The sequence below is a fragment of the Pedobacter frigoris genome, from assembly GCF_032678645.1.
Lineage (GTDB): Bacteria > Bacteroidota > Bacteroidia > Sphingobacteriales > Sphingobacteriaceae > Pedobacter > Pedobacter frigoris_A.
Genome location: NZ_JAVTSP010000001.1, coordinates 483,125 through 495,144, shown reverse-complemented (window position 1 = coordinate 495,144; position 12,020 = coordinate 483,125). Strand labels below are relative to the sequence as shown.

Below are 12,020 nucleotides of genomic sequence, written 5' to 3'. Positions count from 1 at the left end.
TAATCCTCAGTAAACTTAATCATTACCGATATGGATCAGAAAATCATTAACCTGTACGACGAATACACACACACGGGTCTTAGCAGGAAAGAATTCATGAAAAAGCTAGCCATCATTACGGGCAGCACAGCATTGGCATTAACTGTATTACCTCTTCTGGAAAACAATTATGCCGCTGCCGCAACATTAGATGAAGATGGGCTTAACATTGAAAACATTACTTACCCTGGAGCGGAAGGTGATGTTAAAGCCATTCTTGCTAAACCGAAGGATAAAAAGAACCTGGGCAGTGTAGTGGTAATTCATGAAAACAGGGGTTTAAATCCACACATCATTTCGGTAACCAAAAGGCTGGCTGCTGAAGGATTTATAGCAATGGGAATAGATGCATTGTCTCCTTTCGGAGGTACGCCTGCTGATGAAGACAAGGGTAGGGAGCTTATTGGAAAACTGGATCCGGAAAAGAACCTTCAAAATTATCTTAAAGGGCTGGAATATTTGAGAAATAGGAAAGATGGCAATGGCAAAACAGGATGTATCGGTTTTTGTTGGGGAGGCGCAATGTCCAATAAACTGGCTGTCGCAGACCCAAAACTCCTGGCCGCAGTGGCTTATTATGGTACACAGCCAAAGGCCGAAGAGGTCCCTAAAATCAAAGCCAGTATCATGCTTCATTACGGTGGACTAGACGAACGTGTTAATGCCGGTATTCCCGCATACGAAGCCGCCTTAAAGGAAAATAAAATAGATTATAAGCTGTATATTTACGATGGAGTTAATCATGCATTTAATAATGACACTTCGCCGACAAGATACAATGAAGCGGCAGCTAAACTTGCCTGGCAGCGCACTGTAGGTCTTTTAAAGGATAAATTGAGCTAAATATTGGAATTTCAATGCCTGCTTCAAACAAAATATTCTTTTGTGTGTTACAACTTATAATAAACAATTATACTTATAACTGACACTTACATTGGAATTTAAGCAAAAAATGCTTACTTTTGTACAAATTTTTAGACATTAATGAAGATATTTATTACAGGCCTTCCGTTAGAAGTAGGGGAAGATGAATTAACAGCCGTATTTGGTGATTTCGGTCAAGTAAAATCACTTAGGATTATCAAGGATCGCGAAACTGGTCAAAGTCGTGGTTTTGGTTTCGTGGAAATGCCAGTAGATGAAGAGGCAAAAGAAGCGATCAAACGCATGAACGGTGGTGATTACAATGGTAACCGTATTAAAGTGGCTGAAGCGCAGGAAAAACCAAACACTGGCGGAAACGGTGGTGGTGGTTTCAAACGCAACAACCGCACAGAAAAAAGCTACTAATTAGCTTTTTTCTATTTCAGTTTACTGATTCTATTTTTTAATATATTAGAGCAGCAGTGATGACTATGTCATTATTGCTGCTTTTTTTATTAAATTGTAGTCATGAACGTAGATTATATTGCATTGTCGGTTCCTATCTTCTTTATCCTTATAGGGATTGAAATTGCATATACATTCTACAAAAAACTCAATTATTACCGGCTCAATGATTCCATATCCAATCTGAGCCAGGGCATAGGCCAACAGATCACCGGTATTTTTATGAAAACCGCGCTCTTCTTTGGCTACAAATACATATTCGAAAACTGGCGTTTCTTTGATCTTCCGAATAACATATGGACCTGGGTCATTCTCTTTATCGGCGTTGATTTCTTTTATTATTGGTTTCATAGAATGAGCCACCAGGTAAACGCACTGTGGGCTGCGCATATCGTGCACCATCAATCTGAAGAATATAACCTTACGGTGGCCCTAAGGCAGTCCTGGTTCCAAAGCTGGTTTTCCTGGGTATTCTACCTGCCCCTTGCCTTAGTAGGCTTCGATCCGGTCATGTTCCTTACGCTCAGTGCTTTTAATACATTATATCAGTTTTGGATCCATACCCGCGCCATCAAGAGCCTGGGACCATTGGAATACATCATCAATACACCTTCGCATCATCGTGTACACCATGGTTCCAATCCAAAATACATCGATAAAAATCATGCAGGTACGCTCATTATCTGGGACATGATGTTCGGTACATTCCAAAAGGAAGAGGAAGATGTCTATTATGGCATAACCACGCCATTAGCAAGCTGGAACCCCATATGGGCTAATCTTCATTATTGGGATGAGCTATGGCATACCGCAAAGCAAAGTCCCTCATGGAAAGATAAGGTTCGGGTATTTCTCAAGCCTCCCGGATGGTTCCCTGCACATATGGGAGGTTTCAAACCGGCCCCTGAAATAGATCCGCTCAGTTACAGGAAGTATAATCCTGAATATCACAATAAGCTTTCCGGCTATGTATTACTACAATTTATTGTAGGACTAATTGGTGGATCTTCCATTTTGTTCCTTCATCAAACGTTACCGACACTTCCTGTTGTTATCGGTACCATCTTCGTTATACTTACACTCTTAACCTGCGGTGCTTTGCTGGAAGGAAAGAAATGGTTGATTTATTTTGAATATTCCCGACTTATCCTCGGTATTTTAATAGTTTTGCTCCTGGAATTCCCGATAGGGTACCAGGTCATATTCTCAGGCATACAGATCATTTCTGTTATCTGGTTCTATAACCTTCAAAAAATCAATACCAATGCTGAAGAAATACCCGAAATTTAACCTACTGTTTGCCCTTATATTCGTCCTGCAGCTGGTAGCAGAATTCAATAATTTGAATACACTGAGGCTCATTGTCAAGCCGTTGATTGTTGTCTCCTTACTGACCATGTTCTGCCTAAGTACCGGTCTCAAGGGACGTTTTCATAAACGCCTGTTTGCCGGATTATTTTTTGCACTGGCTGGAGATGTATTTCTGATGTTCAACAACCTAAATGCCTCTTTCTTTATGTACGGACTTATCGCGTTCCTGACCTGCCACATTTGCTACACCAGCGCTTTCTACCTTGATTTCCGTTCTGCACCGGAGCTTGATAAAAAAGGAGCAAGGATCGCCATCGCATTATGTTTCATTTTCAGTATCAGCTTTTACTTCTACCTGCGCCCGCACCTGGGTATCATGAGGGTTCCGGTACTGGCTTATACGATCATCATTAGCTTGATGATGATGATGGCAGCATTCAGAAACCTTCGTGTCAATAAAGAAAGTTTTAACCTGATCCTTAGTGGAGCTATTTTTTTCCTACTTTCAGATTCTATCCTTGCCTACAATAAATTTGTAACCGACCTGCCACATGCCGGCGTGCTGATTATGGGTACATATATGATTGCTCAATACCTGATTACCATGGGTGGAATAGAACGTCAGTTAGTTCGTAAAGATTAATCTTTATCCTTTTCCAACACAGTAAATACCTGTACCAGCCGTTCGCCGTTTTCATCTACCAGGGTTAAAGTATGTTTACCTGGCGCCGGACTAACAGCCAATTGATGGTAATCTTTTGTGGTAGCGATATATTCGTTGTCAATATGCCAGTAGATTTTCATTCCCTGATTGCGGTGCGTGGCATTCAAAACCACTTTCCCTCTCGTTCCATCAAATTCTATTGGTATATATACACTTGCATTATTTTTCGGATAAATCATATCCATCACATAGTTCCCGCCACCATCGTCACAGCCGGCTTTAAATGGGGGGAGGTCTTTATAGTCGCTGTTCTTGATCTTGTAATAGTATTCCATCGCCGGAGGCAATACGAACCAGGCTTTATGCACCATCATCGAAGGTGCTTCGCAAGCATCAGTCACACGATAAGTTGATGTCCTGTCCAGGTGTACCATCTTATGGTACGGACACAATGTCGTCTTTTCTCCGGCAGGAGAGACCTGCTCCAATACCTTGTCCGCGCAATATTCCCCGGCCTTATATCCGCTTTTCCGGCATACAATGATGTTCTTTAGTTGATTGGCTGGTTTTTTAAACCACTTACCTGAGGGCAATAGTTTAAAAATGTCAAATAAAACGGGTGCTGCCGCATCAATGCCGGTCAGGCCAGGCCTGCCTTCACCATCCGCATTTCCGACCCAAACGCAAACTACATAATCTGGATTTAGCCCGATAGCCCATGCATCCCTGAACCCAAAACTGGTGCCCGTTTTCCAGGCCAGCCTTTGTGACGAAGAAAATTGCTCCCACAATCCTTCTTCACCCGGTCTCATCAGCTCTTCCATGGCATTGAATGTATTCCAGATAGAGCCATAATCCATTACAGAAGCTACTTCTGTCTCAAAGTCATCGAAACGATCGTCTCTTTTTCCGGTAATGTAAACAGGCGCATCATAATCATGAGGATTATATTTTCCTTTATAATCATTGAAATGGTTTAGCGTTCTCGCCATTCCCATATAAGTCTTAGCCAGGTCCCACATGGTCACCTCACTACCCCCAAGTATCAGCGACAAACCATAGTGATCTGCAGGTTTATTCAAGGTACCAAAGCCCATTCGCTTCAGTTTATCATAGAATCGTTGATATTTATAATTCTGGAGCATTTTTACGGCAGGGATATTCAGAGATCTGCTCAATGCCCTGTCGGCGGGAATTGCACCATCATAACCCAAATCGTAGTTTTGAGGTGAATATCCTCCGATCTGTGTCGGAACATCTGCCACGAGTGTCCTTGGCAATAAGAACCCATCATTCAACATGCTGCCGTACAACAACGGTTTAAGTGTACTGCCAGGACTCCGTGCTGCTTTGATCATGTCTACATGACTTTCAAGTTCTGCTACCTCAGGCTGATAAATATTACCCACATAGCTGATCACACTGCCATTCCGTACATCCAGTACCATCGCCGCAATGTTATTGATATCATTTGCCCGATAGCGGTTATTATAGCGTTTCAACAAACTGTTTACGCGAAGCTGGAGGTCATAGTTCAGTGTTGAAGTAATTTTTGTTGATTTTACATCCTTTGCGCTCTTAATCAATGATGTATACTCATTCTTAAACCGGTTAAGCAGGTGAGGGGCGTACTGCGGAAGTTCAAGTGGCTTTCCCGGTATAGGCTCCAGTTTAGATAAGTCTGCAGTCTGACGATCAATGACATTAAGGTTGACCATCTTATCCAGCAGATCATTCCGCTTTTTAATCAGCTTAGGCGAATTCTTTCCCGGATGTACAAGTGACGGACTATTTGGCAACACGGCGAGTGTAGCCATTTCGCCCCATGACAAACTTTTTGCACTTCTACCAAAATAGCGCCATGCTGCAGCATCAAGACCCACCACATTACTTCCAAATGGTGCATTTGCAGCATATAGTTTCAGAATATCCTGTTTGGAATTTGAAAACTCCAGTCTGAAGGCCAAAAGCACTTCAATCAGCTTTTGCAGCATTGTTCTGGATTCACGCCTGTATAAACGTACTACTTGCATCGTTATCGTACTTCCGCCACTTACAACCCGTCCGACGCTTATATTCAGCTTCATGGCCCTGGATAAGGCCAGTATGTCTACTCCCGGATGCCGGTAAAACCGCTTATCTTCAAATGCAACAATACACTTAGCGAATTTATCGGGCACAGTATCCGCTGCAGGAAAACGCCATTGTCCGTCTTTAGCAATTGCAGCACTTAGCAATTCCCCGTTTGAGGCTTCCACTACATAAGATGTAGGGGATTTAAACAGCTTTGAAGGCAATGACAATAGGAATATCAGCACAGCCACAAGGCAGACCACATCTGTAACAAGAATGACTTTTTGTTTTTTCAACATTATTTTTAAATTCGACAAGCTCAGCTCTACGTCATCCTGAATTTATTTCAGGATCTCGCAAGCGCAATGAAGTCTTTCTAATCCGGGATCCTGAAATAAATTCAGGATGACGGGCGGTAATAACAAGTGTACCAGGTAACATTTTCCCACAACAACTGATCTGTAATAAATCAATTGTCATGGAAAAATTATTCACTTTTTTACGGTTCTTTATTGGGTTCATTAAGTATTTACTGATCAATGTATGGCCAAGGTTATAAAACTAACTATTTAATAACCTGAACCCATTTACCATTCTCAGTTGCGCTGATCGTGTTGTTGTACATTGCTTCACATTGTACTGCCGACAGGTAGTACCTGCCTATGTACGATGCGTTCAGCAATACCTTATACACTACTGTTTCATTCTCTCTCAGATTGAAATAAGTAAATACACGGTCGTCCCTGATGTCCCTGTAGGTATATGGAGATGAAGCAATAATGCTCTCATTGTCATTTACCCTGGTATTGATGATCTCCCAGCCTGAAGGGAAGATCTGTGTCAATGCCATCTGCTCGTAATATCCCATTCTGCCAGGATTCTTAATCGTTACCTCAGCATAGAAATCAGTGCCTTGTTTCAATAATGTCGGATCTATAGCCTTCCCATTCAGTAATTTGTAACTTACGTTAAAATCCATTACCGCCGGATCATTAGGTAAGAAATTGTTCTGTCCGGCAGCAGGCTGACCTTGCAGAATCAAACGGGCAAACAACACACGGCTTCCGGTATTCGACACCGAAACTCCGCCTTTAAAGGTTAGCGGCGTACTCATGATATACTGCCCTGTATTTACATTACCTTTCTTACCATCTATTGTATAATTGTACTTGATGTTATTAGAAGCGCTATTCTGTGCGCAGAATTTAGCTATTGCAAGTAAACTATAGGCCGTAGTCTGCGTACTGTACCAGGTATCCTGACCCAACTTCGCTGCCAGCGGTTGCAATAAATTCGCTGCATCACCTTTTCTTCCAAGCAGTGTCAGCGTCTCTAAGATCATTGCTTCATCTCTTACTTCAGATCCATATGTACCGCCTAACTGATTATATGGCTTGATCTCTGTAGACAAGCCCCTGATCAGGTTGTTCGCAGCATCTGCCTGTCCCGCAAGTTTATAAGCAGCAGCCAAACGCCATTTCGCAGTCACCGATAAATATTCAAATCCTCTTAACCTGTTCATTGCCGCAATTTCAGGCCTTTTTGCCAATGCAAGAATATACAAACGGTAAGATTGCAGCAGGTCGCCACCATAAAAGTTGTTGCTGTTTGGCGACCAGTTATTGGCCTTGCTTTTTAAATAGCGTACCAGTTCATCCAACATGCCAACCGGAAGTGTATAACCAGCATTTTGTGCTTCTATTAAGAAATGACCCGCATAATTGCTGCCCCATTCATCTGAAGATCCTTCGCCAGGCCAGTAGCTCAATCCACCATCCGGAGTCTGGAAACCACGCAAACGTGTAATTCCTGCTTTAATATTCTTCTCTGTATTTGCTTTCTGTTGTTCATTCAAAACTGTTAGTTTATCCAGGAACAATTGCGGGAATACACCAGAAGTTGTTTGCTCTACACAACCATGCGGATATTGCATCAGGTAGCTCAGTCGTTTTTTAAGATTGATAGGGGGGATCGAAGACAATTCCACAGTACCTGAATTGGTGCCCGCCATTCCTATCGGTGCATAATTCACAGACCAGTTCGTACCCGGCTGTATCACTGCAGATACTACATTGGTTACATAAGGATTTGGATTTCTAATGTCCATCTCCACATCATAAACAGCTTTTTCTGCTCCACTTTGAGCGATCAGTTTCACTTTTGCAATACCAATCACCTCAGGCGCTTTGATTTCAAAATAAGCAAGTTGTTCACCTGGTTTATTGAACCTCATTTGCTGGGTATTGCCACCTACAACCTGTAAATTCTGCGCCTGTAATTGAACCGAAACATTTTTCAAGTTAGGTTCTGTAGCAAATACAGTGGCAGGTAGGGTAAAGGTTTCACCCGGTCCAATTACCCTTGGCAGGGTAGCCAGCAGCATCAATGGTTTTTTAACCTGTACCGATTTCTCCGCAAAACCATAAGCCCCGTCTTGTCCGGCAACCACCATAGCCCTTACTGCACCGATGTACTGAGGCAGCTTAAATTTGTGTGTTGCAGAACCGCCTTTCAAGGTAAACGGCCCCATGTATTTCACAACGGGCACAAACCTGTTGGCCTTAGCCGGATTCAGGTTCCGGTTTACAGACCCATCGCCACCAATGCTCAGTATGCGCTCCAGATTGCCGCCCCATGCGCCCAATACGTAATCAAATAAGTCCCAGGTCTTCACACCCAATCCTTCTCTTGCATAGAAAACAGCATGAGGGTCAGGAGTTTTAAATCTGGTCAGGTCCAGTAACCCTTCATCTACAATAGCAATGGTATAAGTCATAGCCTTGCCCGAAGCTTCTGATACCGTAATGGTACTTTCAGTCTCTGGCTTCAACTTATCTGCCATTTTAATGACCGGTTTCAATATCGTCTGCGGATCTTCAATCAGCAAAGGAATAGCACCATACATCCTGATCGGAAGGTCATTCACCGTTTGTGCATGTGGCTGTAGTAAGGTCACATTGGCAAACACGTTTGGTGCCATTTCTTTTTCGGCTTTAAACTTAAACTGGGTTTGTCCAGCTTTGGTATCTGTCCAAAAGGTCTTCAATACCCTGCTGCCATTCTCAATTGAAATCAATGCCCTGCCGCCTTCGCCGGATGGAATAGTCAATACGACTTCTTCACCAACGCTAAACTTGGTTTTATTGGCTGTAAATGAAAGCATAGAAGCCTCAGTAGGGTTGCTGCCCTGCTCTCGCTGAGCCCATCCTGGCCAGTCAATATATATCGATTTACCGGTTACGTGTCCGCCGTTTGCATCCCTCACCAAAATCAGGTAACGTCCCCATTCTGGTTCATCAATCCTGACATTCCAGCTACCTTTACCATTAGAAAGCGTTATATTCTCTTTCTTAACTAGTTTATTATATGAGTTCTGCGTGAAATTGGCGAAGGAATTTTCATTGTCCTGTTCCCACCACCAGCGCCACTGTACTTTATACAATTCCACTTCTACAGTCTTACCGCCCTGCACGAGTTTGCCATTTCTATCTACGTTCACTACCTCTATTTTATGGTCCTGACCGGTCAGCAGCATTCCGCTCATCTTGTCACCCTCAGGTGTTTTTATGCCATAATAATTATTGTAAACATGATACGGAATACTAAAGTTGTCTATGCTAAAATTACCACCTGCTTCAAATACCTTGGTAGTAAAATTAGCTTTGAGCATTCCGGGAGCAGTATTGTTCTCGTTCAGACTGGTATTTACCTGGGCTACGCCATTGTCATTTAAAGTACCTTCAAAAATTGTTTTTATCTGTGATTGGAAAGTCACCGTTGGATTGTCAAATGTGTAAGCATCGAACCCTTTAAACGTGGTTTTCATGGTATTCAGGTTCACGTCTACTTTAGCTTTCAGGTTTTTGCCCGGCGCACCAAATAGCCAGTTCGCAGAAAGCGTAGCATAAGACGCGCCTCCAATACCCAGGTAAGTCGCGTTACCGATGTTGAAGTTGATCTTCAACCGGTTTGGCATCACAGTCTCGATTTTTATGGTCTTGGTAAAAGTAGCACCACCGGCTTTTACTTTAGCCATCCAGTTACCAGTAGGTGAGGTGCTTTCTGTAGCGGTTTTAAACGCATAGAAACCATTTAAAGGTTTACCATTGATGATCCGCTTGAACAATTGTCCCTGTGGATTATACAATTCAAAAGTAACCGGATACCCGCCCGGCAGTTTTTTCAGTCTGTCTTCCAGGATAAAGGAAACGAATACCGAATCTCCCGGACGCCAAACGCCACGCTCACCATAAATGAATCCTTTCAAACCATTCTGAACCACATCACCACCGACATCAAACCTGCTCAAAGGAAGTGAACCTCCATCGTCCATTTTCAGGTAGCCTCTTTCGGTACCATTTTTAGCGATCAGCAGAAAAGGCTTACGCTTCAGGTCAAAAGTAACCATTCCATCACCATCAGTTTTCGCTGTATGGATCACCTGACGCTGATAGTCAAGAAATTCCAGTTCAACACCGCTCATCGGCTTCGCAGTAAGCAAATCGGTCGCAATAACCAGCATACTGTTGTCATTACCACGTTTGGCGATCAGTCCAATATTCGAGGCCATGATATTCCTGCTGGCCCATTTATCATTCGTATAATAGGATGGGGTACAAGGATTTGCCCTGTCTTCCCAGCGATAATTGTTAGGGTAATAGCTGTTGTATCTTTCCCAGAAATCATCATCCTCATCTATTTTTTCGCCATATCCTCCATATTCATCTTCCGAATCACTATTATCGGACGCCGTGATGTCTGCGCATTTAAATACATTATATTCCTGTCTAAAGCCAATGGTAATCCTATACATTGCTCCGGGCTCGGTCTTAATCAATTTGTCCAGATCCAGGGTAAAGCGGTTCTTCTTATGCAAGTCAAGCGCTTTGTCTTCATCCAAACGAATAACCTTTTGCACAATAGGCTTACCTACACATCTGAGTTCACCACCATCCTTATAACCATTGGTCTGAAAAAACTGGGGGATGTTGTTCTCATAAATCTTAATCACGGTTACGTCAACCGCTTTTAGGTTTACGGCTTCAAAAGGCAATACCAACTTACCTGAATTAGGAAGTATCGTACCAGTTCCGGCTATCACGACTGCAGGAAGCTTATTTTCGAAAACAATATTCGCAGATTTACCTGTAGTGAGTTTCCGGCCCGCGATATTCTCTATGCCCTCGTTTACCGTAAAGGTATAGTTACCTTCAAGTGCAGCAGCGGTATAGACCTTCACCTGACTGCCATCTATGGTAAACCTAAGATCCGTTTGTCCGGCAAGTGAAATCAAACCCGCTAAGTCCTGGGCCACACTCACCGGTTCTGAGAACTGAACCAGAGCATAATCTTCCAGATCCTGCACCGCTTTCATATCCAGTATCTTAAACACACCAAGAGCCGGAACTGAAACCTCTACAGTACCTTTTGCATCGGCGTCGATTGAGTTGCCCGACCAGTTCAGCTTCAGCATTTTATCTGATTTTCCTTTCTTGATGCTGTCTATGGTAAAAGCATAGCTGTTCTTTTCTGGATTATGCTGCCATTTCACCTTCAGCGGCTGCTCGAAATCAAGTTCCAGAGATTTTTCTATTGCTTTAGCTTCCTCCTGATCAGAGGTGATGATCTCACCTTTGAGTTTCATGTAATCCATCGAAGTATTATTCTGAGACACCAAACCTTCCTGGCTCAGACTCATTCCCGGTCTGATCACCCTGAATTCAAACTCAAAATCTTCAAGCCCTTCTTCGGTTTCAGTAACCTTAGCGAGGTCAAATGTTGCCTGATAATCTTCGCCGGGTTCAAGCGGTTCATCAGGTCTGAACTCTACCGTCTGGGCATCAATCCAGAAGGTTTTACCTTTTACGGATGGAGAGAAGCTAAACAGATCTCTTGAATCTGCTACGCCTACATCGTTCATCGTTTTTACCTGACTGGCCAGATGTAGCCTGATAAAACTCTTTTTAGAGATCGTACCGGAGGTATAAGCCTCTATGTACTTTGCGTATTTCTGATTGTAATCATTGGGCTTGTCTTTCTTAAAGAAAAAGAATGATCCAACGGCGAAGAGCACAAAGGCAACGGTTCCAATGATGATGCCCTTTTTGTTTTTCTGAATAAACAGGGGAAGATTGAATTTCATACAAATTAATTGAGATAGTAGATGCATGAAAATTAAGAAAAATAATCCGAATGGATCCTATTTTATCATAACTCCTGGCATATCGACCAGGGGTATATGTATTAAATTTTCGTCTACAATGCTTTCCGGCAAAAAGATAAATTTCTTATCGAAAATAACACCATCAATATAATAACTCAGCCAATATTCGTTAGTCAGGCCAAATACTTCCGGATCAATGGCTTCAACACCTTTAAATGACCTGGGATCCAGATCTCCAAGGAAATGCCTCAGCACAGAAGTCTTTACCATTTTTCCACCCTTTTCACCATAGCCTTTCGAGCTGATCAAGACATTGGTAATGGATTCGTTTTTTAAATTCACCAGGTAAACAGTCCAGTTCTTTACTTCAGGAGTTTCGCTAATCAGCACCACTGCCATAGCTACATCTTCAACAATATTTTCCGGAAAGTCTTTCTTCAT

The 12,020-nt window shown here is 42.6% G+C and carries 7 protein-coding genes; 4 read left to right on the top strand and 3 right to left on the bottom strand.

The genetic code is table 11. The annotated features are described in order from the left end of the window. Positions 1-30: 30 nt before the first annotated feature. From R2Q78_RS02170 to R2Q78_RS02155, 4 genes are all read left to right on the top strand, one after another. Positions 31-882: a dienelactone hydrolase family protein gene (locus tag R2Q78_RS02170; RefSeq protein WP_316788448.1), complete on the top strand. Its 852-nt coding sequence runs from the start codon at positions 31-33 to the stop codon at positions 880-882. A gap of 141 nt (positions 883-1,023) precedes the next feature. After that, positions 1,024-1,329 carry an RNA recognition motif domain-containing protein gene (locus R2Q78_RS02165; protein ID WP_136834915.1) on the top strand — a complete coding sequence of 102 codons (306 nt, stop codon included), beginning with the start codon at positions 1,024-1,026 and terminating at the stop codon, positions 1,327-1,329. 102 nt (positions 1,330-1,431) lie between these two features. Continuing rightward, on the top strand, positions 1,432-2,658 hold the full coding sequence (locus tag R2Q78_RS02160) for a sterol desaturase family protein (protein ID WP_316788447.1): 1,227 nt from the start codon (positions 1,432-1,434) through the stop codon (positions 2,656-2,658). Then, positions 2,633-3,322, top strand: a complete 690-nt coding sequence (locus tag R2Q78_RS02155) for a lysoplasmalogenase (protein ID WP_316788446.1) — start codon at positions 2,633-2,635, stop codon at positions 3,320-3,322. Before R2Q78_RS02160 ends, R2Q78_RS02155 begins: the two co-directional genes overlap by 26 nt. On the opposite strand, the gene pbpC is transcribed toward R2Q78_RS02155, so the two are convergent. From pbpC to R2Q78_RS02140, 3 genes are all read right to left on the bottom strand, one after another. Continuing rightward, positions 3,319-5,715 carry a penicillin-binding protein 1C gene (gene pbpC, locus R2Q78_RS02150; RefSeq protein WP_316788445.1) on the bottom strand — a complete coding sequence of 799 codons (2,397 nt, stop codon included), beginning with the start codon at positions 5,713-5,715 and terminating at the stop codon, positions 3,319-3,321. The genes R2Q78_RS02155 and pbpC overlap by 4 nt on opposite strands. Positions 5,716-5,981: 266 nt before the next feature. Next, positions 5,982-11,558, bottom strand: a complete 5,577-nt coding sequence (locus R2Q78_RS02145) for an alpha-2-macroglobulin family protein (RefSeq protein ID WP_316788443.1) — start codon at positions 11,556-11,558, stop codon at positions 5,982-5,984. Positions 11,559-11,615: 57 nt separating this feature from the next. Further along, positions 11,616-12,020: a hypothetical protein gene (locus R2Q78_RS02140; protein ID WP_316788441.1), complete on the bottom strand. Its 405-nt coding sequence runs from the start codon at positions 12,018-12,020 to the stop codon at positions 11,616-11,618.

Bases quoted from the DNA above. Each gene is read 5' to 3' on its own strand.
- R2Q78_RS02170 (WP_316788448.1), top strand. From the start codon at position 31: ATGGATCAGAAAATCATTAACCTGTACGACGAATACACACACACGGGT.
- R2Q78_RS02140 (WP_316788441.1), bottom strand. From the start codon at position 12,020: ATGAAGAAAGACTTTCCGGAAAATATTGTTGAAGATGTAGCTATGGCA.
- R2Q78_RS02160 (WP_316788447.1), top strand. From the start codon at position 1,432: ATGAACGTAGATTATATTGCATTGTCGGTTCCTATCTTCTTTATCCTT.
- R2Q78_RS02165 (WP_136834915.1), top strand. From the start codon at position 1,024: ATGAAGATATTTATTACAGGCCTTCCGTTAGAAGTAGGGGAAGATGAA.
- R2Q78_RS02155 (WP_316788446.1), top strand. From the start codon at position 2,633: ATGCTGAAGAAATACCCGAAATTTAACCTACTGTTTGCCCTTATATTC.
- pbpC (WP_316788445.1), bottom strand. From the start codon at position 5,715: ATGTTGAAAAAACAAAAAGTCATTCTTGTTACAGATGTGGTCTGCCTT.
- R2Q78_RS02145 (WP_316788443.1), bottom strand. From the start codon at position 11,558: ATGAAATTCAATCTTCCCCTGTTTATTCAGAAAAACAAAAAGGGCATC.